This window comes from Carboxydocella sporoproducens DSM 16521, assembly GCF_900167165.1.
Classification (GTDB): Bacteria; Bacillota.
This window is the reverse complement of record NZ_FUXM01000014.1, coordinates 20,579-47,219: the sequence shown is the minus strand read 5'-3', so window position 1 is coordinate 47,219 and position 26,641 is coordinate 20,579. Positions and strand designations below refer to the sequence as shown.

The 26,641-nt window shown below is 45.3% G+C and carries 29 protein-coding genes; all 29 read right to left on the bottom strand.

The window, feature by feature from the left end; genetic code table 11:
• Nucleotides 1-119: 119 nt before the first annotated feature.
• A complete protein-coding gene (ylqF, locus tag B5D20_RS07040; RefSeq protein WP_078665527.1) occupies nt 120-974 on the bottom strand; it encodes a ribosome biogenesis GTPase YlqF in 855 nt (284 codons plus the stop codon).
• Nucleotides 975-991: 17 nt separating this feature from the next.
• Nucleotides 992-1,531 carry a signal peptidase I gene (gene lepB, locus B5D20_RS07035; protein WP_242947952.1) on the bottom strand — a complete coding sequence of 180 codons (540 nt, stop codon included), beginning with the start codon at nt 1,529-1,531 and terminating at the stop codon, nt 992-994.
• A gap of 58 nt (nt 1,532-1,589) precedes the next feature.
• The gene (rplS, locus tag B5D20_RS07030; protein ID WP_078665525.1) at nt 1,590-1,931 is read right to left on the bottom strand and encodes a 50S ribosomal protein L19; all 342 of its coding nucleotides are present in this window, start codon (nt 1,929-1,931) and stop codon (nt 1,590-1,592) included.
• Between the two features lie 110 nt (nt 1,932-2,041).
• Entirely contained in the window at nt 2,042-2,620 is a 579-nt protein-coding gene (locus tag B5D20_RS07025) for an RNA methyltransferase (RefSeq protein ID WP_078665524.1), read from the bottom strand.
• 10 nt (nt 2,621-2,630) lie between these two features.
• A complete protein-coding gene (gene trmD / locus B5D20_RS07020) occupies nt 2,631-3,386 on the bottom strand; it encodes a tRNA (guanosine(37)-N1)-methyltransferase TrmD (RefSeq protein WP_078665523.1) in 756 nt (251 codons plus the stop codon).
• Complete coding sequence (gene rimM, locus B5D20_RS07015) at nt 3,376-3,903, bottom strand: ribosome maturation factor RimM (RefSeq protein ID WP_078665522.1); 528 nt, start codon at nt 3,901-3,903, stop codon at nt 3,376-3,378. The genes trmD and rimM overlap by 11 nt, the downstream gene beginning before the upstream one ends.
• Entirely contained in the window at nt 3,896-4,303 is a 408-nt protein-coding gene (locus B5D20_RS07010) for a YlqD family protein (protein WP_159071860.1), read from the bottom strand. The genes rimM and B5D20_RS07010 overlap by 8 nt, the downstream gene beginning before the upstream one ends.
• A 46-nt stretch (nt 4,304-4,349) precedes the next feature.
• A complete protein-coding gene (locus tag B5D20_RS07005) occupies nt 4,350-4,577 on the bottom strand; it encodes a KH domain-containing protein (RefSeq protein ID WP_078665520.1) in 228 nt (75 codons plus the stop codon).
• Between the two features lie 11 nt (nt 4,578-4,588).
• Entirely contained in the window at nt 4,589-4,834 is a 246-nt protein-coding gene (gene rpsP / locus B5D20_RS07000) for a 30S ribosomal protein S16 (RefSeq protein ID WP_078665519.1), read from the bottom strand.
• Nucleotides 4,835-4,867: 33 nt separating this feature from the next.
• On the bottom strand, nt 4,868-6,214 hold the full coding sequence (gene ffh, locus B5D20_RS06995) for a signal recognition particle protein (protein ID WP_078665530.1): 1,347 nt from the start codon (nt 6,212-6,214) through the stop codon (nt 4,868-4,870).
• Between the two features lie 22 nt (nt 6,215-6,236).
• Nucleotides 6,237-6,572: a YlxM family DNA-binding protein gene (gene ylxM, locus B5D20_RS06990; RefSeq protein ID WP_078665518.1), complete on the bottom strand. Its 336-nt coding sequence runs from the start codon at nt 6,570-6,572 to the stop codon at nt 6,237-6,239.
• An 81-nt stretch (nt 6,573-6,653) separates the two neighbouring features.
• Complete coding sequence (locus B5D20_RS06985) at nt 6,654-6,941, bottom strand: hypothetical protein (RefSeq protein ID WP_078665517.1); 288 nt, start codon at nt 6,939-6,941, stop codon at nt 6,654-6,656.
• A gap of 27 nt (nt 6,942-6,968) precedes the next feature.
• Nucleotides 6,969-8,735, bottom strand: coding sequence for a carbon starvation CstA family protein (locus B5D20_RS06980; protein ID WP_078665516.1), 1,767 nt, complete (start codon nt 8,733-8,735; stop codon nt 6,969-6,971).
• A gap of 111 nt (nt 8,736-8,846) precedes the next feature.
• A complete protein-coding gene (locus B5D20_RS06975; RefSeq protein ID WP_078665515.1) occupies nt 8,847-9,605 on the bottom strand; it encodes a LytR/AlgR family response regulator transcription factor in 759 nt (252 codons plus the stop codon).
• Complete coding sequence (locus B5D20_RS06970; protein ID WP_078665514.1) at nt 9,602-11,272, bottom strand: sensor histidine kinase; 1,671 nt, start codon at nt 11,270-11,272, stop codon at nt 9,602-9,604. The genes B5D20_RS06975 and B5D20_RS06970 overlap by 4 nt, the downstream gene beginning before the upstream one ends.
• 12 nt (nt 11,273-11,284) lie before the next feature.
• Nucleotides 11,285-12,316 carry a tetraprenyl-beta-curcumene synthase family protein gene (locus B5D20_RS06965; protein ID WP_078665513.1) on the bottom strand — a complete coding sequence of 344 codons (1,032 nt, stop codon included), beginning with the start codon at nt 12,314-12,316 and terminating at the stop codon, nt 11,285-11,287.
• 90 nt (nt 12,317-12,406) lie between these two features.
• A complete protein-coding gene (locus tag B5D20_RS06960) occupies nt 12,407-13,717 on the bottom strand; it encodes an amidohydrolase (protein ID WP_078665512.1) in 1,311 nt (436 codons plus the stop codon).
• A gap of 16 nt (nt 13,718-13,733) precedes the next feature.
• Nucleotides 13,734-14,318 carry an aldolase gene (locus B5D20_RS06955; protein WP_242952051.1) on the bottom strand — a complete coding sequence of 195 codons (585 nt, stop codon included), beginning with the start codon at nt 14,316-14,318 and terminating at the stop codon, nt 13,734-13,736.
• A 1-nt stretch (nt 14,319) separates the two neighbouring features.
• A complete protein-coding gene (locus B5D20_RS06950) occupies nt 14,320-16,110 on the bottom strand; it encodes an aldehyde ferredoxin oxidoreductase family protein (RefSeq protein ID WP_078665510.1) in 1,791 nt (596 codons plus the stop codon).
• Between the two features lie 20 nt (nt 16,111-16,130).
• Nucleotides 16,131-17,384, bottom strand: coding sequence for an adenosylhomocysteinase (locus tag B5D20_RS06945; RefSeq protein WP_078665509.1), 1,254 nt, complete (start codon nt 17,382-17,384; stop codon nt 16,131-16,133).
• A complete protein-coding gene (gene mtnA, locus B5D20_RS06940; RefSeq protein ID WP_078665508.1) occupies nt 17,381-18,424 on the bottom strand; it encodes an S-methyl-5-thioribose-1-phosphate isomerase in 1,044 nt (347 codons plus the stop codon). Before mtnA ends, B5D20_RS06945 begins: the two co-directional genes overlap by 4 nt.
• Nucleotides 18,425-18,438: 14 nt before the next feature.
• Nucleotides 18,439-19,230: an S-methyl-5'-thioadenosine phosphorylase gene (mtnP, locus tag B5D20_RS06935; protein WP_078665507.1), complete on the bottom strand. Its 792-nt coding sequence runs from the start codon at nt 19,228-19,230 to the stop codon at nt 18,439-18,441.
• 4 nt (nt 19,231-19,234) lie between these two features.
• Nucleotides 19,235-20,167 carry a signal recognition particle-docking protein FtsY gene (ftsY, locus tag B5D20_RS06930; RefSeq protein WP_078665506.1) on the bottom strand — a complete coding sequence of 311 codons (933 nt, stop codon included), beginning with the start codon at nt 20,165-20,167 and terminating at the stop codon, nt 19,235-19,237.
• Between the two features lie 81 nt (nt 20,168-20,248).
• Nucleotides 20,249-21,382, bottom strand: a complete 1,134-nt coding sequence (locus B5D20_RS06925) for a peptidase S7 (protein ID WP_078665505.1) — start codon at nt 21,380-21,382, stop codon at nt 20,249-20,251.
• Between the two features lie 56 nt (nt 21,383-21,438).
• On the bottom strand, nt 21,439-22,329 hold the full coding sequence (locus tag B5D20_RS06920) for a selenium metabolism-associated LysR family transcriptional regulator (RefSeq protein ID WP_078665504.1): 891 nt from the start codon (nt 22,327-22,329) through the stop codon (nt 21,439-21,441).
• Entirely contained in the window at nt 22,329-24,236 is a 1,908-nt protein-coding gene (gene selB / locus B5D20_RS06915) for a selenocysteine-specific translation elongation factor (RefSeq protein WP_078665503.1), read from the bottom strand. Before selB ends, B5D20_RS06920 begins: the two co-directional genes overlap by 1 nt.
• Nucleotides 24,233-25,636, bottom strand: a complete 1,404-nt coding sequence (gene selA / locus B5D20_RS06910) for an L-seryl-tRNA(Sec) selenium transferase (protein ID WP_078665502.1) — start codon at nt 25,634-25,636, stop codon at nt 24,233-24,235. The genes selB and selA overlap by 4 nt, the downstream gene beginning before the upstream one ends.
• A 54-nt stretch (nt 25,637-25,690) precedes the next feature.
• Complete coding sequence (tatC, locus tag B5D20_RS06905) at nt 25,691-26,434, bottom strand: twin-arginine translocase subunit TatC (RefSeq protein WP_078665501.1); 744 nt, start codon at nt 26,432-26,434, stop codon at nt 25,691-25,693.
• An 11-nt stretch (nt 26,435-26,445) separates the two neighbouring features.
• A complete protein-coding gene (gene tatA / locus B5D20_RS06900; protein ID WP_078665500.1) occupies nt 26,446-26,625 on the bottom strand; it encodes a twin-arginine translocase TatA/TatE family subunit in 180 nt (59 codons plus the stop codon).
• Nucleotides 26,626-26,641: the final 16 nt, after the last annotated feature.

Here is a 26,641-nt window from a genome sequence, read left to right as displayed (position 1 = left end):
CCGTCAAATGGCAAAATTAATTAAATAATTATCACAAGATACCGTTGAAATGCATAAATAATCACTATATTGCTAGGACTAGCATAAAAACAAAAAAAGGTGACTCTTAAGCGTCACCTTCAGAAAATAAAGTCAAATGTAACTTTTGCGATTTTGCCTTTCTGGAATTCATCTAGAATAACTGTCGCAGTCCTTTGCGTTTCTACCTTTCCGCCGGCCAGCAAAAATCCACGTTTACGGCCAATTGCCAGTAATATCTCATAAGGATCATAACTCAGTTCAGTTAGTTTATAACGTTCTTTTAATGCTTCCGGTTTATGGACGAGAAACCATTGGATTATCCATAAGACAACATCCTCTATTGGCAGGATTTCTTCTTTAATCGCACCTGTCGCTGCTAGCTTAATACCAACTTCGGGATCAGCAAATTTAGGCCAGAGTAGGCCCGGGGTATCCAGTAGTTCAATATCCTTATGTATTCTGATCCATTGTTGTCCTCTGGTCACTCCTGGCCTATCACCTGTTTTTGCTATAGTTTTACCGACCAGTTTATTGATAAAAGAGGACTTGCCTACATTTGGTATACCAACCACCATCACTCTGATCGGGCGATGGCGATAGCCTTTGGCTTTTAATGCTTCTAATTTTTCAGCAGCCAGGTCTTTTAAAGCCGGCACTATTTCGTTATAACCCTCTTTGTTCATTGTATTTATAGCAATTGCCCGCTGTTTTTTTTCTCTCGATTTATTTAGATATTCCAACCATCTTCTTGTTTGTACATCATCAGCTAAATCTTTTTTGTTAAGAAGCATAAGTCGAGGTTTTGTACCAAATAGAATATCGAAATCCGGGTTGCGACTGCTTGACGGGATCCTGGCATCTACTAATTCAATTATGACATCAATTATTTTTAATGTTTCTTTTAATAAATTTTTAGCCTTGGCCATATGGCCCGGATACCAGTGGATAGTCATGCTTCCTCATCCTATTCTTAATCGTGGTAATCGTCGATTATACCGATTCTGCTCAGGGGCCAGTAGATGACCATCGCCTTGCCGACTATATTATCTTGGGGTAAAAAGCCCCAGAATCTGCTGTCATCCGAGTGGTTCCGATTATCGCCCATCATAAAATAGTGGTCATCTGGCACTTTTACCGGCCCAAAATCCTGAAAACGTAATCCCGGTGGCAAATATGGTTCTTTAATTTGTTTACCGTTTATATATAGATTACTATCCTTAATCTCAACAATATCCCCTGGTAAACCGATTACGCGCTTAATAAAATCCCGCTTTGGATCAAGTGGAAACTTAAATACCATTATATCTCCGCGCTGGGGCTTGGTAAACCGGTAAATGAATTTATTAACAATGATTCGGTCTCCAGGTTTCAGGGTTGGTTCCATAGACCCGGAAGGTATATAAAAAGGCTGTACGACAAAAAAGCGTATAATAGCCGCAAGAACGACTGCAATTGCCAGTGCCTCTAGTAGCTCCCAGAGCCCTTCCTTTTTTTCAGTATTTTCTACCAACCTTTTCCGCCCCTTTCTGTGCAAAAAGGGACCGGCTACCCAGTCCCTTTTTGTAACACTATTTCAGCTCTTTAATCCGAGCAGCCTTACCGCTCAATTTCCGCAGGTAGTACAACTTAGCGCGGCGAACCTTACCACGCCGGACAACTTCAATTTTTTCCAGGTTAGGAGAGTGAACAGGGAAAATTCTTTCCACACCAACCCCGGAAGCTACCCGTCTTACAGTAAAGGTCTCGCGCAGTCCAGCTCCTTGACGTCTGATCACAACCCCTTCAAAAAGCTGGATTCTTTCCCGGTTACCTTCCTTAACTTTTACATAGCACTTAACTGTATCACCAGGGCGGAAGTCGGGAAGATCTTTACGCAGTTGTTCTTTTTCCAGCATAGTCAACAAATCCATTTTTGCTAACCTCCCTCCTGCCTAGACGCTCATATCCCCTGGTCAGGACAGCGGAACGCCCGTACTACCACAAGGCACATTATAACACATGCAACATGATTTGACAAGCACTATTTTCCCCACCAGGGCTCTCCCAGAAGTCTATCTAAAATAATCGATACCGCACTTCTGACACAAAGGTGATTATATTCTCCTCCACCATAAATGGGCTCTAGAATATAATCAGCCCCTTCCATTACTTCTTTGATTATGCCATATCCGGTGCCAAATAATAAGAGATAAGGTTTTTCACCCTTATGGATCTCTTCTCGCAATTTTATATAAGAGATAGTGTTAGGATAGACTCGAGCATCGGTAGTTATGGTTACCGGTTTTTGACCAGTCTTTTTCTCTATATCCTGGATTACATCTTCGAGAGTATCGATCAGTTGTAATCTCTGAAATGCCTCTTGACGGTCAGGATTGTAAACTGCTCCGTAACCACTGCGCCAGTACTCCAGCATATGATTGATTAACTCCTGCTGAGCTGGAACCGGATGCACAATATAGTATGTCTCCACGTTATAGGTCCGCGCACTTCTGGCAATATCGTGAACATCAAGATTAGTGATACTGGTTGTAACCACTTCCATGTGTTTGTTATAAATTGGATAGTGTAGCAACGCGATAAAAACTCTTGGCTTCGCCATGCCAATCCTCCTAGTCTTTAATTTGCCGGGGATCAACAGTGATTTCTTCTTCCATTAGTTTGTAGTCCTCTTCTTTTAATGTTACCGCTTCCAATAAATCAGGTCGCCAGGCTAAGGTCCGTTTCAATGCCTGTTGCCGGCGCCAGCGGGCAATTTTACCGTGATCGCCTGACAAAAGTATATCAGGTACTTTTAAACCCCGGTATTCACGAGGACGAGTATACTGGGGATATTCCAGCAACCCCTGGGAAAACGTCTCATCAGCTGCTGACATTTCTTCCCCTAAAACCCCCGGAATCAGCCGTGCAACCGCATCGACAATAACCATAGCAGCTAATTCGCCACCGGTCAAAATAAAATCACCAATGGAAATCTGATCTGTTACCAGTCCTTCTCTGACTCGTTCATCAATACCTTCATAATGGCCACAAATAAAAACCAGATGTTCTTTTAGCGCAAGTTCGCGGGCTATATTCTGGGAAAATTTTCTCCCTTGTGGGCTTAAAAGTATAATATTCTCTGGTACCCGACCATCTCTCTCTGCGATAAAATCCACTGCCCGGAAAATTGGTTCCGGTTTCATGACCATACCGGCTCCACCGCCATAAGGATAATCGTCAACAATTCTGTGTTTATCGGTTGTAAAATCGCGGATGTTTATGGTATTTATTTCTAACAAACCCTTTTCAAGCGCCCTTTTTATAATGGAATGGGCAAAAGGTCCCCAGAACATATCGGGAAATAAGGTCAGTATGTCAAATTTCATCTTCATCCACCAATCCCGGCATCAAGTAGACCGTCATTGTTTTAGTAACAGTATCAACTGAGAGTATGACATCTTTTATAGCTGGTAGCAAAATGTCTTTTCCGCCATCTGCAGGCTTGACTACATATACATCATTTGCCCCTGTAGAAAAGACATCAACCAGCGTACCAATTTTTTCCCCTGTATCAGTAATAACCGTCATTCCCAGCAAATCATGGATATACCAGGTATCAGGAGGTAGTTCTTTCAATTGGTCCCTGGTAATGACAATATAAGCATCTTTTAGCCGTTCAGCTGCGTTCATATCAACGATCTCTCGAAATTTAACTATAATAAATTGTTTATGCGGACGGGCAGAGTCAATATGGAATGCCCGGGTTTTTCCATTTTGTTGTACTAAAACCTCTTCCATTTCATAAAACCGTTCCGGAAAATCCGTCATAGGAATTACGCGAACTTCACCACGATGTCCTTGGGTATTGACTATTTTCCCAATGGCAATAAATTCATTATTCATTGGAGTCCCTCCGCCATTCATGCTGTCTAATGGCTATCACCTGATCATCTTCCAGTACAACTTCTACCCCATAAAGGGAGCTAAAAGATTGGCCAATTTGCAGAGTGGCCAGAGATTCAACTGTACCTTGATAGATTTCTTCACCTACAGTCCAATTGCTAATCTCTTTAAGTTTTTGAATGAGGTTTTGTTTCTGATCCAGTAATTTTTGTTTTTCCAATTCATATCTTTTTTGCTGCTGAGGGTTCCTTTTGACCAGAAAATCCAGCTGCTGCAATTCCAAATCCAACCTATTAAGATTTTCTCTTACTTCCGAAGCCATTCGCTGGCGAAAGTCCTCGGTTACTTTGACTTTCAGCACTACCGGCCGGCGGATCAATATTTCATTCAGGTACTGCAAATCAATCCCTCCTGATGTTGAACAAGGGGCCCACGGGCCCCCTGCTCTACAGGATATCCAAGTTTACCTTTTTGCCTTCCCTGGTAGCAGCTGCTTTAACAACAGTCCGCAATGCCTTAGCAATTCGGCCTTGCTTACCGATAATTTTCCCCATATCATCAGGGGCTACACTAAGGCTGATGTTGATTTCATCACCATCTTCCTTGAGAAGCACAGTAACCTGATCGGGCTGTTCTACCAGGGCCTTAGCCAGGGTTTCCACCAGTTCTTTCATGGTGGCACCTCCTATTTCTGAACACCAGCCTTTTTAAACAAGGACTTAACAGTATCGGTGGGTTGAGCCCCTTTGTTCAACCAGGCATTAGCTTTTTCTACATCAATCTTGATTTGTGCCGGTTGGGTAGTCGGGTTATAATAACCCAGCTCATCGATAAAACGGCCATCCCGGGGAGAACGGGAATCAGCCACGATTACCCGATAAAAGGGATTTTTCTTGGAACCCATCCGCTTTAAGCGAATTTTTACAGCCACTAGTCTCACCTCCTTGTCAGAATATCGATTTCTCTATTTAAAGAACGGCAATTTAATACCGCCTTTTTTCTTCATTTTCTTCTCCAGCTGAGCGAATTGTTTCATCATCGCTTTCGCCTGTTTAAATTGCTCCAAAAGTTTATTTACATCTTGTACACGAGTGCCTGAACCTCTGGCAATACGCTTCTTACGACTGGAGTCAATAATTTCCGGTTTTGCTCTTTCCTGAGGGGTCATGGATAGGATGATGGCTTCTACACGCGCCATTTCTTTGGGATTAATCTGCTTTTGTAATTCTTTCAGCTCTTTACCTCCAATGCCAGGCAGCATGCTTAGAATATTCTCCAGCGGCCCCAGTTTTTTCATCTGCTGCATCTGGTTCAGGAAATCTTCCAGGGTGAATTCTGCTTTTCGCATCTTTTCCTGCAGTTTTTCCGCTTCCGCCTGGTCAAAAGCAGCCTGTGCCTTTTCGATTAGAGACAGCACATCTCCCATACCCAGGATCCGTGATGCCAGTCGATCCGGGTAAAAAGGTTCCAGAGCATCCAGTTTTTCGCCCATGCCAGCAAATTTTATTGGTTTACCGGTAACAGCCCGAACTGAAAGAGCTGCTCCCCCTTTGGCATCACCATCCAATTTGGTCATAATAACACCATCGATACCCAGCTGGGCATTAAAGGTCTCAGCCACTTCTACAGCTGTCTGACCGGTCATCGCATCAACAACCAGCAATATCTCATGGGGTTTGATAGCGGCTTTGATATCCTGAAGCTCCTGCATCAATTCCTCGTTAATATGCAATCTTCCCGCCGTATCGATTATCACCATATCTCGACCATGAGATGCCGCATATTCAAGGGCCCCTTTTGCTATATTGACTGCGCTAACTGAGGTCCCCATAGCGAACACAGGTATTTGTAGTTGCTCTCCTAAAACCTGCAACTGTTTAACAGCAGCAGGTCGATAAATATCAGCAGCAACCAGCAGGGGCTTTTTGCCTTGTTTACGCAATAAATTGGCCAGCTTGCCAGCACTTGTGGTTTTCCCTGCCCCCTGTAAACCAACCAGCATGATAACTGTAGGGGGCTTGGGAGCAGTAGTTAACCGGCTTTGTATACCACCTAGAAGTTCTATCAGTTCTTCATGGACTATTTTAATCACTTGCTGAGCCGGTGTTAAACTGGCTAAAACTTCTTGTCCAACAGCGCGTTCCTTTACTTTTTTTATAAAATCTTTAACTACTTTATAACTTACGTCTGCTTCTAAAAGTGCCACCCGGATTTCGCGCATCACTTCAGAAACATCTTCTTCAGTAACCTTGCCTTTACCGCGCAGCCGCTTAAATGCTGCCTGCAAACGTTCACTGAGATTTTCAAAAATAGCCATGGTTTTACACCTGCCTTTAAAAAAACGCCAGTAATTTTTTCACCAATGTGCGAGCCTCATCGATTTGACCAGCAGCCAGTTGTTGATCAATTTTTTCAACCATTGTTTTTACTTGATTATATCTGGCAACCAAACCCAGCTTCTGTTCCAGTTCTTCCAATTGTTTGAGGGAGCGTTTTAAAAGATCATGTACACCCTGCCGGGAAACAGCCAATTGTTCTGCGATTTCCGTTAGTGTTAAATCCTCATCATAGTATAACTCCATGACCAGTTTTTGTTTGTCCGTCAGAAAGTCACTATAAAAGGACAAAAGCAGACTGATATAGTCCCTTTGTTCAAACGGTATCACCATTAGGCTCCCCACCTTTGTTCCTTACTAATTCTACACAAAAAAGATCAGGGTGTCAAGCAATTTTACTTGACACCCTCTTTTTTATAAGATTCTCCAGTTTTTGATGTGCAGAGTTGAAAATAGTCCCCATGATTGCCTTTCAATTATAACTGGCTTCCTTGGCAGCTCCTGATGGTAATAAATTTCAATGTTATTACTGACAAAACACAAATAGTCTTCTTGTTTCCCTATCGGAGCACCTAGCCTGATCCCCGGTTCGAAACAGAACTCCCCACAACAGGAGTGAACAGAATTGGGGGCTTCAATAGTAATGGCCTTTACTCCCTTTCTGTTTAGATATTTTACTACCTCAGGTTCTAGTGTTACCATTACGGCTGCCCCCCTTGCAGAATAAAGTTATTGCAGTAATGATGATCTTTCACCGGTTTTGATGATCTGGAACCAGCGCCGGAAGGAATCCAGCAAAATAACAGCAGCCAGTGAAATCATCAAGATACTTAGCCCGGTATTCAAGTACATCCCTTTCGGTAGATAGACGTTGATCATTGTAGTTAGTCCAGCAGTAATTGTTGTAATGGCCAGGAAAACCATCGGCACGAAAGTAATCAAAGCGTATGATATTTTTCCGCTTTTCTTAAGAATGATAGTAGTGCCGATTGCCAGAGCCAGAGTTGCTAATAACTGGTTGGAAACCCCGAAGATTGGCCAGATGGTCTTAATTTCACCACCGTAAATCAAGTATCCCCAGGCAAAGGAAACGATAGCACTGGTGATGATGACGTTCCAGGGGGCATTGGGGTTTTTGACTCTGGCAAAATCTTGCAAAATATAACGGGCTACCCTGGTACCGGCATCAATGGTTGTTAAAATAAAGAGTGCTTCGAACATGATGGCGAACTGATACCAGTAAGCCATCAGATGTTTTAATCCAGGTATGCTGGAGAAAATATAGGCCATACCTACAGCCAGTGATACAGCACCGCCGGGCCGACCCGCCACTTCTTCGCCAACCAATCTGGATAGCTCCGGCAGGTTAACAATTTGCATCCCCAGTTTGGCAAAAACTTCAGGTTTGGTGTTGATGGCAAAATAATCGCCAGGCAGAAGAACTGTGGCAGCAATTAAAGCCATTACACCAACAAAAGCTTCAACCAGCATACTGCCAAAACCGACCAGTTGAATGTCCTTTTCGTTATTAATCATTTTAGGAGTAGTACCTGAGGAAATCAGAGCATGAAAACCCGAAATAGCTCCACAGGCGATGGTGATGAAAACAAAAGGCCAAACCTTACCGGGAATGATCGGACCGCCTCCAGCAACGAACTTGGTGGTTGCCGGCATATGAATTTCCGGATTGACAATAATGATCCCCAGCGCCAGGGCCAAGATGGTGCCGATCTTAAGGTAAGAGCTTAAATAATCCCGGGGGGCCAGCAACAGCCAAACTGGAAGCGCAGCTGCCAGGAACCCATATGTTGGCAGCAAGATCTTTAAAGCGTTCTCAGAAAAGATAAACCAGCTGGCGAAACCAGAATTTTTAATATAGGGACCAGTTATTACCGCCAGCATGATCAAAGCCGTACCGATCAGGGAAGCCTCACCAATTTTTCCAGGACGCCATTTATGCATATATAAACCAATGAAAATTGCAATGGGAATTGTCATGCCTACGGTATATACCCCCCAGGCATTCTGGAACAGGGCATTTACTACAACAATCCCCAATCCGGCCATCGCAATAAGGATAATCAACAAAATGGCAATCCCGGTTGCAAAGCCAGTAACTGGTCCTACTTCAGCGCGAGCAATGTCTGACAGGGATTTTCCATCATGACGAACAGAGGCGAATAAGATTACCATGTCGTGAACCGCCCCTGCCAGCACAGCACCGATCAGAATCCAGAGGAAACCGGGCAAATAGCCAAATTGTGCTGCCAGCACGGGGCCAACCAGTGGTCCAGCCCCGGCAATCGCCGCAAAATGATGGCCAAAGACAACCCATTTATTGGTGGGAACATAGTCTTTACCATCATTAAAGCGATGGGCGGGCGTGGTGCGTTCACCGTCAAAGGCCAGAACTTTGGCAGCAATGAAAGCACCATAAAACCGATACGCTAAAATTAAAACCAGAGCTGCCGTCAAAACAAGAGTTAGTGCGTGCATATCAGTACACCTCCAGCAAAAACACTTATAATTGCATTTTCAGTGTACTGCCATACCGCCTTTTCGACAGCATTTTCGACATAAAATGTCCTAAAATCGACACGAAATGGTCTAAACAAGCCCTAGTTTTTCTCTAAATTCATTGACGTAGGATCGGCTGACAGGAACTACTTCTGCCTCTTTATCTCTAAAGATCAGATTGTAAGTACCTTTAAACCAGGGGACGATTTCCACGATAGCTTCCAGATTAACTATATAACTGCGATGAACCTTTAGAAAACTATCCTGGTTGAGTTTCTGGGCAATTTCATATAGTGAGAAATTCGTTGGAAAATCGTGGCCCTCAACCCTGACAACGGCATTCCTGCCCTCTGCTTTGATATAGAGAATATCTTCCTGGTTAATCAACAAAATCCTTCCATCTTTTATTGCAGGGATTTTTGTCTTTTTCCCTTTTTGTAGATGTTCTATTGTTTCTTTTAAAATTTGATAATGCTCATTAACGGCTTTGATATTTTTCCATTCCTGGATAGTTTTTTGTAATCTTATTTTATTCACCGGTTTCAGCAAATAATCCAGGGCATGAAGTTCAAAAGCCTCGATCGCATACTGGTCATATGCTGTAACAAAAATTACTCTGGTCCGGGGTACTAGCCTTGCCAGAAATTTTGCTACTTCAAGTCCGGACATGTCATGTAACTGAATATCCAAAAAAACCAGTTCTGGCTCCAGTTGTTGTGCCAGTTCAAGGGCTTCCTGTCCACTATCAGCTTCCCCTGCTACTTCAATTTCGGGATAATCTTTTAGCAGGAATTTTAACTCTTGTCTAGCTGGCAGTTCATCATCGACTATTAGTACCCTGATTTTCATTTTTGTACTCCTTCCGGTATAACAAACTCCACCCTGGTTCCATAAGTCTGACCTGGCAATGGACTAATTATCTTTAACCCCGCTTCCGGGCCAAACCAGCTACGCAGACGGGCATCCACATTTTTCAGCCCCATTCCACTCCCATCTGATTCTTTTTTTGTTTGATTGAACCCTACGCCATCATCTTCTATCCAGACCAGTGCCTGGTTCCGCTCTTGTTTAATACCTATTTGCAAATTGCCAAAACCCCGTTTGGGCAACAATCCATGACGCAGGGCATTTTCAACTAATGGTTGTAGAGTTAACGGGGGAATCTTTACCGGTCTCAATTCAGGATCAATCTGCCAGGTTATAGTAATGCGATGGCCAAAACGGGCCTCCTCAATCGCTAAATAGGCTTTTACGTGTTCGATTTCCTCTCTGATATCCACCAGTCGTTTGTTATCCTGAAGATTTTTGCGAAAATAGTCGCCTAACTGCGCCAATAGACCTCTCGCTTTTTCTGGATCGGTACGACAAAATAACATAATAGTATTAAGGGCATTAAATAAAAAATGAGGGTTAATCTGGGCCTGTAACGCTCTTATTTCAGCATCAGCCAGTAATTGAGAACGCCGTTCCAGTTCCGCCAGCTCCAGCTGGGTGGAAAAAAGGTGGGCTAGACCATTGGCAAATTCTATTTCCACTTCTGTTACAGGTTTGTTGGTACGATGGTAGATTTTCAAAGTACCTACTACCTGTTGATTTTGCCTTAATGGAACTATTACCGCTGTATTTAAAGGACAGGTCGGATGGGAACAGTCGATTTCCTGCCTGCTACCAGCAATTTTGGTTTGACCAGTTTCAATTACTATCCGGGTTGCCTCTGTCTGGATAGGCTGACCTGGTAGATGATGGTCACTGCCGGCACCTACATGTGCCAGAATGTTTTCCCGGTCAGTTATCGCTACCGCTGCTGAACCGGTTTCTCTTAAAATTATCTGAGCAACTTCCCCGGCAGATTGGATAGTCAGTCCATGGCGTAAAATAGGCAAAGTATAATTAGCAATCTTCAGGGCCAGTTGTGCCATAAAGGCAGCTATTCGTTCCTGTTCCTGAAAACTCTGGCGGACTATCATAATAAAAATAGCAATCCCAGCTGCGTTGACAATAGTCATTGGTGCTGCTATTACTTTCACCAGATCAAGAGCTGAAACAAAAGGACGGGCTAAAGCAAGAATGATCAGCATCTGTAAAGATTCAGCAATGAAGCCGGTAACAAAACCTACTCGCCAGTCCATCGCTTGTTTGGGCCAGTATTTATTGACCAGGCCTCCTAACAGTCCCTCTATTGTAGTGGAAACAGCACAGGCAAAACCCGTAAATCCTCCCAGAGACCAGCGGTGAATTCCTCCGATAAGGCCAGTTATAGCTCCTACTGCTGGTCCCCCTAGCAAACCGGCCACTATGGCTCCTACTGCGCGGGAGTTGGCGATGGCACCTTTGACTGGAATACCATAATAAGTGCCCAGAATGGTGATTATCCCAAAAATAATCACCATCCCCCCTTTTTCTCGCCAGGTCAAATCCTGGCGTAACAATCTCCGAAACAAGGGGGTACGTGAAAAAAGGTAAGCTATCGTTACTACTACTGTTAACCTCTCAAACAGGGTTAGCAATAAGCTCATAATATCAGCTCCCTACAACTTGCCAGCTTTTCTTAAAAATACACAAAGGGTATGTAAAATTTGAGCTTCCAGGCTACTTTCCTTTAATATTAATTGTCTTCCCGACATTAGAGTCGGTACATTCGTTTTGGGATCTGAAAGATACATAGCCAGTAACCCCGTAATCACCAGCTCATGAAAACTATTATACTGGAGCTTGTTAATTGAATCTTTAGCATTTTTATAAAACAGAATCAAGCGTTTTTCCCTTTCCGCATCAGTCGCATAATAAAAATGAAAATTCAGATCTCCCTCTTTTTTGTCTTCCTCCTGGTCAATATAGTAATCTAAAAGTATATGTAAACCCGTAATCCAGGGAAAATAATAACTCGCTTCTTGTGGCTCCAAGCCTGCTACCAGAGCAAACACTCCCAGGGTAGAACCTGTAGCAGCCGCAAATTCCATGGGATATAGATTCCAGTAACTCTTTCCAGCTTCTCTAGCCCATGTCTCTAACTTTTTTTCCCGCACTGACCAATCCAGGTGTTTATAGATCTGAAGTTCACTGTATAAGGTAACCCACTCTGCTGCTAGGTGAGCTTTGGATTCATCCCAGCCCAAACTCTTTAATGCCTTTTGACAGGTCGTAACCAGCTGGTTTAAATAACCGCCATCATTCTTTACAGGATAATTAAGATAATAATCACGACTGGCTGCTGCCGGCCTAATTGCATCCAGCATGGCATAATGCAACTGCCGAAAAGCTTGCTCTTCAATTACCTGGGCCCGATCACAGAGATTATCCAGATAATCACTGATTGTCTGAAAGGCAACTATAAAATCAAGCACTTCCTGCTGCCTGGCCCCTGGATAAAGGGCAAAAACTGCCCCTCCAATACAGTGGAACTTTTTATGTTCAATGCTTGCTAGAGCTTGAGTTTTTAATAAATTTTCGGGCATTCTTTCCGCTAGCTCTTTCCAGTTAGCAAGCCTTTGTTCTACCTGAGGCATAACTTCCACGATATACCTGTACAGCCATTTTGTCCATTGAACCGCTTTTTTCATGAGCTACCTCCTGTCAATGAATCACTATGATTATATCACTCCTTTTATAAAACGGCAAAAGCCTGCCCCAACGGGACAGGCTACTTTTCCCTATTTTTCGCTGGCAGCCCGGGCCAGTAGTTCCTTCGTCCGGGCTTCTGCTCTCTCAATAACTTCCTTTTCATCAACAAAAAGAAGTTTGCGTTCGGTCATGATGACTCGACCGTTAACAATCACCGTATCTACGTCTGCTGCAGTAGCCGAATAGACCAGATTGGCTATCAGGTCATGGCGCGGGTATAAATGGGGCTTCTCCAGATCGATTAAGATGATATCAGCCAGGTATCCTGGTTGCAACTGCCCCAGATTATCGTAGCCAAGGGCCTGAGCACCTTTAACCGTAGCCATCTCCAGAGCTGTGTAAGCAGGCAACACCGTAGGGTTCATGGTAAAAACTTTATGTAGTAGAGCTGCGCTTCTCATTTCCTGCATTAGATCCAGGTTATTGTTAGAGGAAGGCCCATCTGTCCCCAGGCCAACCACAGCCCCTAACTCCAGGAGGCGGGGAACTGGGGCCACTCCAGAAGCAAGCTTCATGTTGCTCTCCGGATTATGCGCAATTCCAACTTTATGGTTAGCCAGTATTTCCATCTCTTCATCAGTTAAATGGACACAGTGCGCGGCCAGAACCTGCCGTCCCTTAAAGAGACCAATCTGGTCCATCAATTTAACAGGAGTGGTGCCGTATTTTTCTTTAATTTCTTCCACTTCGGCTTTAGTTTCTGCCAGGTGAATATGGATACCTACTTTTAGATCATCAGCCAGTTTCATTACCCGTTCCAGATACTCGGGTGGGCAGGTATAAGGTGCATGGGGTCCAAGCATAACCTTGACCATGCCATCTGCCTTGCAATGCCAGCATTCTACCAGCTCTACTGATTCATTAATGGCCCGCTCTGCATTCGGTCCAAAGCCGATCATGCCCCGAGCCAAATTAGCTCTGATTCCTACTACCTGAGCAGCTTCAGCCACTCTGCCCATTTCAAAATACATATCAGCAAAGAGGGTAGTTCCACTCTTAACCATTTCAGCACAGGCCAGCAATGAACCCCAGTATACATCTTCACTATTTAGATGGGCCTCGATTGGCCAGATTTTTTTCTGTAGCCATTCCATTAATGGTAAATCATCAGCATAACTCCTCAGCAGCGTCATTGCGGCATGGTTGTGACAGTTAACCAGACCCGGCATAACGACCTTGCCTCTGGCATCTATTACTGTATCGGGTTGAAATTCAGCGGGCACGTTTCCGACATACTTGATTTCCTTGCCTTCAATGGCCAGATCAGCATTGTACAAAATCTGATCCGGCCCAGTCATTGGCAATATAGCAGTTGCGTTTTTAATTAATAAACTGCCCATAAAGCACCCTCCTTTTCTACCACTGGGCCAGCTGCTTCGTTTTAGCTTTCGGATTCTCCCTTTCTTTTAATAAGCGAGTGTAATAAGCTATCTTACAGCTGTGTTCCAGACTGGCAGTTAATTGATAGGCTTCTTCCAGCAATTGACCAATAGCAAAACTGCCATGGCCGCGAACCATCACAATCTTGTATTCCTTCAATAAGTCAGGGAGTTTTTGTTCAACTTCCTGTGAGCCCACTGTATGTTCCACACTCAATACTGGTATTTTATGCAACAAATAGGCTCCTTCTGAGTCCACAGGTATAATCTCATCTTCCAAAAGTGACAGGGTTGTTGCAAACACCGGATGGGCATGGACAATAGCCAGGGCCGCTGTATTGCGGTAAATGGCCCGGTGGACCCGAATTTCTGTTGACGCCAGGGTAATATGGCAATCATTTTTCTCCAGCCCAGTTTCAATTAGGTCCCGCTCTGTTAAATGTCCCAGCATTGCTCCGCGACGGGTAATAATTATCCGGTCTCCCTGCCTGATACTTAAGTTTCCACTATGGGAATTGTTTAATCCCGATTGAAAAAGGTCCCGGCCTACCAACTGGAACATATTAAGCACTATGGTCTTCCTCCAGTCCTAACTGTCTTAATTTGGCGGGAGTGGGCACTCCTTGCTTGTCCCAGCCCCGATAATGGTAATATTCCCTTACCATGGTTTCCAACTGTACCACCATACCGGCAGCAGGTCCCGATTGAACTGGTTCTTTTAAAAGTCTTGGGGGAAGAGTATCATCAGCTGCGCTAAAGCCGGCTTTAAGATTAAATAGCCTTTCCAGGTTCCAGATGCGTTCCCCGATGATATGCAAATCCTGAGGCTGATAATTGATACCTGTCACTGCAGTCAGCAAGCGGGCAAAGTATTCTTCTGAAACCGCCAGTCCAATAAAGCGGCAGAGTACCAGGGTGTCCATAGCGGCATTGATGTTCTGGAAATTAATTGTTAACCCCGCCTTCCCTGCCGGGCTATAAGGATCTACCAGTTTCGGTACCCCCAGCACTTCCGGTCCTACCATATAGGCTCGTAAATGACAGGCACCGCGGTTGGATGTAGCCAGCGCCAGTCCCATTCCCTGGGTGCCCCTGGGATCATAGGCCGGCATCTCCAGGCCTTTTACTTGCATAGCCAGTTCGGGAGCTCCATATTTTTCTGCCAGTCTTTTGCTGCCTTCCGCCAGGTCATTTCCAATTGACCGTCGATAAGCGATAAATTCAATCAGTTCCAGTATTTTCTCCCGGGAACCAAAAGCCAGATCCTCGGTCAGATGCCCTTTTTCTGCCAGTTCCATTGCACAGCCAATGGTGCTACCTGTAGAGATAGTGTCCAAACCCAGCAAATTACAGAGATAATTTGCCCGGGTTATGAGCTCCAGGTCAGCTATCCCACACTGAGCGCCAAAAGACCAGATGGTCTCATACTCCGGTCCTTCCCCTGATTGTTCACCTACTTTAGTAACCCGGGAACACTGGATAGGACAGGCATAACAGCCACTTCTCTTAATAGTCAGGGTTTCTGCTAGCCGTTCTCCCGAAATATCTTCCGCCCTTTCGAACTGTGACTGCTGAAAATTACGAGTGGGTAAAATGCCCAGTTCATTAAAAAGATTGACCAGCACTGCAGTGCCAAATTCCGGGAGTCCCTGGGAAGTAATAGGATTAGCCTTTAGCCATTTATTAGTTTCATAAACCACAAAATCCAGGCGCTCAGGATCTGCTACAGGAACCTTCTTCTCTCCATCAACTACTATGGCTTTGAGATTTTTGGCTCCCATAACTGCTCCCACACCACCGCGCCCCAAAGCCCGGCTATAGTCGTTAATGATAGCTGCATATTTTACCAGGTTTTCTCCAGCAGGGCCAATACAGGCTACACTTACCTGACTGCCTTCCTTTTGTTTTAGCAATTCAGTAGTTTCCCTGGTATCTCTTCCCCAGAGCTCAGCAGCAGCTTTTATTTGAATCTGGTCATTCTTGATTACTATATATACCGGCTCTGCTGCCTTCCCTTTGATATACAGGGCATCGAAGCCACAGCGTTTGAACTTAACCCCCCAGACCCCACCAGCATTGGAATCAAAAATGGTTCCAGTCAATGGCGACTTAGTGGATAGACTAAATCTACCGGAAGTTGGTACTTTCGTTCCGGTCAGGGGCCCAACGGTAAAAATTAAAGGGTTCTGGGGACTTAAGGGATCCAAACCGGGATCCGTTTCCCGGTAAAGGAGATAAGTTCCCAGTCCCCTGCCCCCGATATATTGCCGGTAAATTGTTTCAACAATTGTGTCTACCTTTACTTCATAATTGTCTAGATCGATACGAATAATTTTGCCCATCCAGCCAAACATAAATGTGCTCCTTCCAGTGTTTACTCACCATGTTGCCAGCCATAAAGATAGGCTTCCTGTTCCGGTGTCAATTTATCTATGGTAATTCCGAGAGACTGCAGTTTTAATTCTGCTACTCTCCTATCAATCTCCGGACTAACCAGGTATACTTTTTTCTCCAGTTTGGTGCCATTTTCCACTAGATAACGGGCTGACAGAGCTTGCAAGGCAAAGGAAGTATCCATAATTTCGGCAGGATGGCCATCACCCGCTGCCAGATTAACCAGTCGTCCTTCTGCTAGTAGATATAACTTCCGACCATCTGCCAGCGTAAATTCTTCAATATCTTTGCGTACTACCCGTTTGCTTATTGCCAGTTCATTCAACTCCGGTTTATTGATTTCCACATCAAAGTGTCCGGCATTGGCCAGCAGTACCCCGTTTTTCATTTTTTCATAATGCCAGCGCCGGATTACATCCTTGCAACCGGTAACTGTAATAAACACATCTCCTAAAGCCGCTGCCTCATCCATGGTCATTACCTGGAACCCATCCATATGGGCTTCAATGGCTTTGATGGGGTCAACCTCACAAATAATAATTTTGGCCCCCAGGCCTTTAGCTCGCATCGCTACCCCTTTCCCACACCAGCCATAACCAATAACGACCACTGTCTTACCTGCAACTATCAGATTAGTAGTTCGCATAATCCCTGTCCAGACTGACTCCCCGGTCCCATAACGATTGTCAAACAAATATTTACTATAGGCGTCATTAACAGCGATCATAGGAAAGGGCAGGCGGTTTTCCTTTTCCAGGGCCCGCAGGCGCAAGACACCGGTAGTAGTTTCTTCACAACCACCGATAATGGAGCTAGCCAATTCCGGCCTTTCTGTGTGAATTAAATGCATTAAATCGCCACCATCATCTATAATAATATCCGGCCGGGTGTCCAGTACCATCAATAAATGCTGTTTGTATTCCTCAGGAGTAGCATTATACCAGGAGAATACCTGTAAACCTTGTGCCGCCAGTGCTGCTGCTACATCATCCTGAGTGGAGAGGGGATTAGAGCCTGTGATGCTAACATTTGCGCCCCCGGCTTGCAAAACCAGAGCCAGGTAAGCAGTTTTGGCTTCTAAATGCATGGAAATGGCAACTCTTTTTCCATTAAAAGGTTTATCCCGTTCAAATTCCTTACGGATTTCATTTAATACCGGCATGTGTTCTTTAACCCAGGCAATTTTTTTTGCGCCATTTTCCGCCAGGTTGATATCTCTGACTAGATAATTCATTTTGCTCCCTCCCCATATGTTTTTTGCAAATTGACTTTATAGGGCTTTCTGATAATTCCTTTTTCGGTAATAATGGCATCAATCAAATAATTGGGAGTAATATCAAAGGCTGGATTAAAGACTTTTACCCCTTCGGGAGCAATCCGCTGGCCGCATATATGAGTTATTTCCCGGGGATCTCTTTCTTCGATAGGTATATCGTCTCCGGAAGCCAAAGTCAAGTCCACTGTGGAATATGGTGCCGCCACATAAAATGGAATCTTATTTTCTTTGGCTAAAACAGCTAAGCCATAAGTACCAATCTTATTGGCCACATCGCCATTGGCAGTAATGCGGTCTGCACCAACTATGACCAGATCAACCATTCCCCGCCGCATCAGATAACCGGCCATATTATCGGTAATTAAGGTAACCGGAATCCCATCCTGCATAAGTTCAAAGGCAGTTAAGCGAGCCCCCTGCAGCAAAGGTCTGGTTTCATCAGCATAAACCTGTACCTGTTTGCCAGCAGCATGGGCAGCTCTGATTACCCCCAGGGCAGTACCAAACCCTGCTGTTGCCAGGGCCCCTGCATTACAGTGGGTAAGAATACGGGCTCCGGAGGGAATCAGCTGTTGTCCATATTCACCCATACGGCGATTCAACTCCAGATCTTCCTGGTGTATAGCTTTAGCCTCCTCCAGAAGAATGTCGGCTATTTCTGCAGGCTGCAAGTGGGATACCTCTAGCAGTTTCTTCTCCATACGATCTAAGGCCCAGAACAGGTTAACAGCTGTAGGCCTGGTGCTGGCCAGGACCTGTTTCACCTCTTGCATTTCCGCCAGAAATTGCTCTCTGGGCAGGTTTTGATGTTCCCGGGCCCCCATGGCATAGCCAAAGGCAGCCGCCGATCCTATAGCCGGCGCACCGCGCACTTGCATAGATTTAATGGCATTGGCTACCGCCAGATAGTCCGAGGATTGTACATATTCGATGGTTAATGGAAGCCTGGTTTGATCCAGTATCTCCAATATCCCTTCTCGCCAGCGTAAGCTCTCCACAACAATTGCCTCCTTTACAAACTGCCCAGATCCGAAATAGCCCGGCCACAGCTACAATTCCGTTCCTGGGGTAGATTATCCATAACCTCCAGTAATAGGGTTTGCAACTTGCTTGCATTCTGGGCCATCGTTTCCAGTACTTCCGTATGAGTTAAAGGAGTGGGCGATATTCCAGCTGCAAAGTTAGTCACCATGGCAATTGTAGCATAGCAAATTTCCGCTTCTCGCGCCAAAACCACTTCCGGAACGGAAGTCATGCCAACCAGATCTCCACCTAAGCTACGGTACATGCGTATTTCCGCCGGGGTTTCAAAGCGAGGCCCTTCAGTACAAACATACACCCCGCCTTTGGCTATTTCGATGCCTTTTCTGCTTGCAGCCTGAGCGATGATTTCTCGCAAGTGGGGACAATAGGGTTCAGTCATATCAATATGAATAACCCCTTTTTCGCCCCCGGTAAAAAAGGTGGATTCCCGCTGTTTGGTAAAATCCAGGAATTGATCTACCAGGACAAAAGCACCGGGAGGGAATTCCTGTTTCAGGGAACCCACTGCAGCTGTTGCAAAAATCCTCTGAACTCCCAGATCCTTTAAAGCCTTAATATTTGCCCGGTAATTTACCAGATGGGGGGGCACAGAATGTCCAGCCCCATGGCGATTCAGGAATGCTATTTCCTTGCCTTTGTAAAGTCCTATTTTTACACTGGTAGTGCCATATTCATTTTCCAGCAACTCATCTCGTAAATCGCTAAACAGGCGGGGATCATAAACTCCCGTTCCCCCAATTATCGCTACTTCAATCGCCATTTTTCTACATCTCCTTTGCATCACTTCGGTCAAAGAGGGCAGAGGCAAATTCCTGGGGGGCAAAGGGCCTCAAGTCCTCCATCTTCTCCCCGATGCCAATGAATTTCACCGGCACTTTTAACTCGTTTTTAATGGAAATTATCACTCCACCCTTGGCAGTGCCGTCCAGCTTGGTAAGGACAATCCCTGTTACTCCGGCAGCCTCACCAAAGATCTTGGCCTGGTTTACTGCATTCTGTCCTGTAGTAGCGTCCAGTACCAGCAAAACCTCGTGGGGGGCATCCGGAACTTCTCGTTGAATCACTCGTTTAATTTTCTTCAATTCTTCCATCAAATTAACTTTGTTATGCAGCCGCCCGGCTGTATCAATAATGATAACATCAGCTTTTCTAGCTCTAGCAGCTTGCATAGCATCAAAGGCTACTGCCGCCGGATCACTGCCTTCCTGGTGCTTGATCACTTCTACTCCGGCTCTGTTTCCCCAGATTTCCAGCTGGTCAATCGCAGCGGCGCGGAAAGTATCCCCTGCTGCTAGAATGACTTTTTTGCCCTGGCTTTTTAAAAACCAGGCTAGTTTACCAATGGTTGTGGTTTTCCCTACCCCATTTACTCCAACTACGAGAATTACTGAAAACGGCTGCCCTTTCAGATTAAGCTCAATATCCTCTTCTCCTAAAATTCGGGCAACTTCTTCAGCAAGCACATCTTTTAATAGTGATGCATCTTCAATGCGCCTTTCTTTGCATATCTTCTGCAGTTTTTCTACGAGCTGCATGGAAGTAGTCACACCCACGTCTGCCTGAATCAGAGCTTCTTCCAGCTCTTCGAAAAACTCCTCATCGGGTTTACGGTATCCCGTTAATAAAGTCTCAATTTTTTCTACGAAAACCTGCCTGGTTTTGGCCAGACTTTCTTTTAACTTGCTAAAAAAGCCCATGTAATACCCTCCCTCGCAAAAAATGGTTAAGGAGGATGCCTCCTTAACCACTGGCATCATTTTTTAATTTTAGCATAAAGTCTAGACGAGCTCAATTGCTTTACATAAAGCGGTAAATTCCTGGGCAATCCCGAATTTGCGGTTACGGATTTCCGCTTCTGCTTCCGGAGTCTCAGCCTGGAAAAACTCCTGACTGATTTTCTCATCTTCATCTGCCAGCCGGAAAATTTCCTCTCGGACTTCAATTACTGTAGCCCCTTTTATGTTGCCATCCTGGTCGTGACCAATGGCGATAATCGGTCTACCCCAGGTCCCCGGTCCAGCCATAGCGTCTCCCATATGCATGACCCCGGTTCCACCAGGATGGGTATGCACAAAAACGGCATTTTCCGGAACCAGTTTAGCATAAATTTCTTTTAGGCTCCTCCCACTAATGTCCACAGCGCTGGAAGCAATTAGCCGGGAAGGGATATAGCCCATACCACCCACTACCGGTTTTCCCATGCCGGTAACATGCCCCTTTTCATCCACAATGCCGATTACCGCTACCTCCCGGCCTTGTCCCACCTCTGTAGACTTTACTACCAGCTCCTGAGCCAGCTCTTTGGCAATAGTATTTACCTCAAACCGCTGGAGCTGCCAGTTTTGCTGGCAAAAGGGCCCTGGCCAGGGTTTTAGCTCTGTCTCTACAACCGAGACAGGCTCTGATAGGTAGAGAAATCTCTGGGCTAATTCATTACTGGCTTGCAATACTCTTCTCTCCTCATCCATATTATCAGCGGCCAGTATATCTAGATCCACTCGCTCGGCTTTAGTTCCCAGGTCGAAATAATCTGGCCTGACATCAATATAACCGATGCCAGCCACACGCTTATGTTTAATACCAATTGCCACAACAGAACAGCCAAAAAAATTAATCCCACTGACATCAGTAATCAAGCCGCTTTTCCCTGGCCGTGTAATAATGAAGACGGCGTTGTCTGGCAAACTCATCAAACCTTCGATCACAGGTCTGCCTTCCATGTTACAGATGTATTTTAAAAGCTGGCGCAGGGGCAAACCTGAAATCCCCCCCTCAACCAGGGGAGTGATACAATCGATAATACCCTGTTCATTGACCAGACCGAACACACCACAATTGCGGCCCTGGCCCAGACGGTTACTGGTTTCCAGAAGCTTATCCACTATCGCTTTGGCAATTCCTTGAACTTTCATCCCTAACCCTCCTGCAGCTTTTGTTTTTAGTTTGGCAAAGCAGGAGGTGTTTCATGCTAAACCTGTTTTAACAAGAACTCATAAAACTTTTGGGCAATTGGCGGAAGAAACACCTGCCGGTGGCGCAATAGATAGAAGGTGCGGCTCAAGTCCAGACCTTTGACCCGTACAGCTGCAATTTTCCCTTCAGCAAGCATATCGGCAACTGCTAAATTGCTTACCCAGCCTGCACCTAAACCGGAAGCAACAGCAGTCACTACTGCCCGGCTGGATCCTAATTCCATCAAAACCAGCAACTGGGATAACTCAATATTTAAAGTTTGTAATCTGGTTTCCACAACCTTTCTGGTTCCAGACCCCTGTTCACGTAAAATCCAGGGAGATTCCCACAAACGCCCTGGCTCAATTTCCTGCACCCCAAACCAGGGGTGTTCAGGCCCTACGATTAGCAAAATCTCATCTGACCGCCAGGGCTGACATTCTAGCAAAGGATCTTTCAAAGCTACACCTGTCACCCCTAAATGCACAGCCCGCTCCAGTAAAAGCTGTCCTACTGCTTCACTATCCGTAATATTAAGCCCCAGGGACACTCCTGGAATGTGATTGCGAAAAGTAGCCAGCAATACAGGCAATAAATACTCCCCGGGAATAGTAGAAGCTGCCAGCCGGATTGTACCGGTCTGGGAAGCTTTCAGTTGCTCCAGCCCATCCTGTAAAATATTCCATTCACTGAGAATGCGTTTGGCCTGTCGGTAAAGCAAATGACCGCCGTCTGTAATAATTAGCTGTTTTTCTCCGCGCTCGATCAAGGGCAGCCCCAGTTCTTCTTCCAGATTTTTGATTTGCAAGCTAACCGCCGGCTGGGTCATATGCAGAACCCGGGCAGCTCTAGTGAATGACCCCAGTTCAACCACCAGACAAAAGGTCTCAAGTTGTCGTAAGTTCATTAAAATTTCACCCTCAAATCCCCAATTCTCCTGGTCACTCGCTGCCGATCAAAATACTCCATTAAGGGAACCATGTATTTGCGCGATGAGTTCAAAGCATCCCGAAACTGGGCCAGTGTTATTTCCTGATGTTTTTCCAGAAGTTCCAGTAAAATATCCTTTGCTTCCTTTAGGGCCCGGCTGTGAAAATATAAATCGTCACTTATTTTTATCAGTCTGCCTTGTTGTTGTAAAAACAGTAGCACTTCCTCCTGCTGCTGGGGTGAAACTGGTAATTTCTCCGCCACTTCAGCCCAGGACGGAGGCTGAAATTTTCCTTTCAGAAAAGCTGTTTCTGCCTGGGCTACTGCCTCGGCTAATTTACCCTTTGCTTCTGGTTGAAAATCTTTTAAGGCGACATCTTGTTCTAAGATTTGCAGCTCCCCATCCTGCTGCCACATATTTAGCAAAGCAGTAAACTCTTTGTTGCTTAAATTTAGATTCAGTTTACCCCTTAGTTCTTCTTTAGAAAAACCGCGCCGCAGCGGATACTGTTGATGATATTTTTGTAAAATCTGTTTGACCGTATCCAACCATAGTAGATAAATGTCCCGGGCTATTCCATACTTTTGCTTTTCCACACTGATTTCCAGAGCATCTCCTCTGCCTAGAAGAACTTGTTGAGCAGCCTGGCCCTCCTCTTGTGAGAGCTGTGCCTTTTTAATCAGTTCCTCCCACGTAAGCAGGGCGGATGAAGTGGATTTCATTACATTCAACAATAGTTCATCCGGCTCTCCTTTAAGTTTTTGCAGCAATTGCTCGTTTAGTCCTTCCTGGTATCTCCTGTGACGGGGTGGATGGGCGTCGATAATCTGACCTCCCGCCACAGTATGCATTGGACTGTAAGTACGTACTATAAACCGGTCTCTTTTGGCTGCTACCACAGGTTGTTCTAGTACAAGCTGTACCGGGGCTCTGGTTCCAGCTTCCAATTCTTCTCGATCCAGTAAGCGCAAACGGCAAAAAACCTCACTGGTTCCAAGATAGAAACGCAATCTTTGACCATGTTGTAATGCCTTTTCAACAGTCGGCAATACTTCCAGTTCCACATCCAGACGATAAGTGGGGACGAAGGCGCCAGGAACGGTTAAAACTTCTCCTTTATCCACCTCGTTTATTTCCAGGCCGTGCAAATTAACGGCTACTCTCTGGCCCGCTCTCGCCTCTTCCACCCTTTTACCATGCACCTGTAAACTGCGAATTCGACTTTGTTTGCCAGAAGGTAACAGTACAACTTCCTGTCCCATCTGAAGGCGGCCACTAATCAGAGTCCCGGTAACCACAGTGCCAAAGCCTGTTATCGTAAAGACCCGGTCAATCGGCAAACGCGCCTGGCCGGTCGCAGGTCTCTCCTCAATATCACTAACCAGTTTTTCAAGAACAGCAATTAACTCGGGAATTCCCTGTCCAGTCATTGCTGAAACAGCAATAACCGGGGCGCCAGCTAACACTGAATCTTTTAAAACTCCTTCTACCTCTTCGCGGATAAGATCCAGCCATTCAGTTTCTACCAGGTCCGCCTTGGTTATCACCACAACGCCGCCCTTAACCTGAAGTAAATTAATAATATCCAGGTGTTCTCTGGTTTGCGGCATAATTCCTTCATCGGCAGCGATAACCAGCATTACCAGGTCAATGCCACCAACTCCGGCTAACATATTCTTAATAAAGCGCTCATGGCCCGGTACATCCACCAGGCCGATTCTTTGTCCAGAAGGTAAGGTAAAAGGAGCAAATCCCAGTTCAATCGAAATGCCCCGTACTTTTTCCTCTTTCAGCCGGTCAGTATCATGCCCGGTTAGGGCCTTGACCAGGGTAGTTTTGCCATGGTCAACATGGCCAGCAGTGCCGATAATAACCCGCTTCATCGGCTCTCTCCCTCCATCAAACTGGTAAAAGCTGATAAAATCATCTTTTCCTCTCCAGGTAAAACAGTGCGCAAATCCAGCAGTATCCCCTCATCCTTGATACGTACCAATATCGGCCTATCCTGTTGCCGCAAACGCTCTGCCATCAGTTGACAGTCTCGTTGTACAAACTTTATTCTGACTGCATAAGTAGGCAAACTAGTTAAGGGCATTGCGCCTCCTCCTACCTCACTGACCTCAGCTACTACCTGAACCTCAGCCTTATCATGCAATACAGTACGAAGAGAAGTTGCCAGACTTTCTGCTCTGTCCTGTATCTGGTCAGCAGTTAAGGTCAGCAGGCGCAAAGTAGGTATTTCCTGCCATACTCCTTCCGGCTCAAGATAAGCCAGCAATGTTGCCTGCAGGGCAGCAACAGTCATTTTATCGATTCGCAAAGCCCGGTTTAAAGGATGTTTTTTCATTTTGTCCAGAAGACTTTTCTTGCCGACGATAATACCAGCCTGCGGTCCTCCTAAAAGCTTGTCCCCTGAAAAAGTGACGACATCCGCCCCGGCGGCAATTGATGCCTGAACAGTAGGCTCATCACCGATACCTCTAGCAGCCAGGTCTACCAAAAATCCGGATCCCAGATCCTCCATTACCGGCAATTGATAACGTTTACCCAGTTCTACCAAATCAGCCAGGCCAACTTCCTGAGTGAAACCTACTATCCGGTAATTACTGGTGTGTACTTTCAATAACAAGCCCGTATTAGGACCTATAGCTTGTTCATAATCACTGAGCTTAGTTTTATTGGTAGCCCCCACTTCTTTTAAAATACAACCTGACTGGGCCATTACCTCAGGAACACGAAATGAACCGCCGATTTCTACAAGTTGACTGCGGGAAATAATCACTTCCTTGCCTGCCCCGAGAACGGATAAAGCCAGCAAAACTGCAGCTGCATTATTATTGACAACCAGTGCCGCTTCCGCCCCGGTAATCTGACAGAGCAGCTCCTCAACATGACTGTAACGGGAACCCCGTTTCCCGGTGGACAAATCCATTTCCAGATTACAATACCCCCGAGCCACAGCTGTCACTGCCGCCACTGCCCGGTCAGACAGAGGAGCTCTGCCTAAATTGGTATGCAAAACAACCCCGGTAGCATTTACTACCGGTTTTAGTTGCGGGGTGGATAGACGTAATAGGGCCTTTTCCACCTCAGCGCAGATCTCCCTTATCGCCGGTACCGCTTTTAATTCCTCATTCCTGATTCGCTGGCGATAGGCCTCTATCACCGCCTGAATTTTTTTTACCAGAATTTCCCGCGGAAATCTTGCTTTGACCGCCGGTTTAATTGCCTGCATAACTTTTTCTACTGCCGGCAAATGCCGCATTTTTTCATTTACAGACATCGGAGTTAAACTCCTTTCCTGGAATATTAGTGAAAAGCGCAATAAGCTCAGGGCTTATTGCACTTCTTCTTCCTCAAAACGATTTATCGGTTTTACGATCCGGGCCAACCAGATGCTGATTTCATAGAGGATAATCATTGGCGCTGCCATCAAAAGCTGGGAGATAATATCCGGACCGGGAGTTAAAAAAGCAGCAATAACAAAAATCAGCAAAATGGCAAATTTTCTGTTCTTTTTTAGAAATTCCGGAGTAACTAATCCCAGTTTGGCCAAAATAGACACCACTATCGGCAGCTCGAACACCAGGCCAAAGGGCAAGAGGAATGCCAATGTGAAATTCCAGTATTCCTGCATACCATACATAGGTGCAACTGCTTCCCCACCAAAACCCCAGAAAAATACTGTACCGATTTTAAATACAGTAAAATAAGCAAAAATCAGGCCGGTGAAAAAGAGCAGTACGGCCGCAGGAAGAATTCTGCCTACGATCTTTTTCTCATGAGGCTTCAGAGCTGGTTCAATAAACGACCAGATCTGATAGATAATATAAGGGCTGGCCAGAACGATCCCAGTTACAAAAGCAATCTTGACATAGACGAAAAAAACATCTGTCGGTTTCAGAACAATCGGTTTAAAATTCGGATTAATATCCAGTAGTGGTTTTAAAAGAATTTGCATAATAGTTTCCCGGTAATACCAACCAATAGCAAAACCAGGAATTAGAGAGAGAAGGCTCTTGATAATAACCCAGCGTAACTCCTCTAAATGGCCCAGCAGGGACATTTCCTTTTCAGACATGGGGCTCACCCCTATTGTTCCTTTTTCTCGGTGCCATTGTCTGTATCTGTTTCACTGGCGCTTTTTCTGAAATTGCGCACAGTTTCTCCCAGTGCCTTGCCGATACTGGGCAACTTACCGGGCCCAAAAATGATCAGAACAATCACCAGAATAATTATTGCTTCCTGCCAGCCAATTACAAATCCAAACATGTTTGCCCCTCCTTGC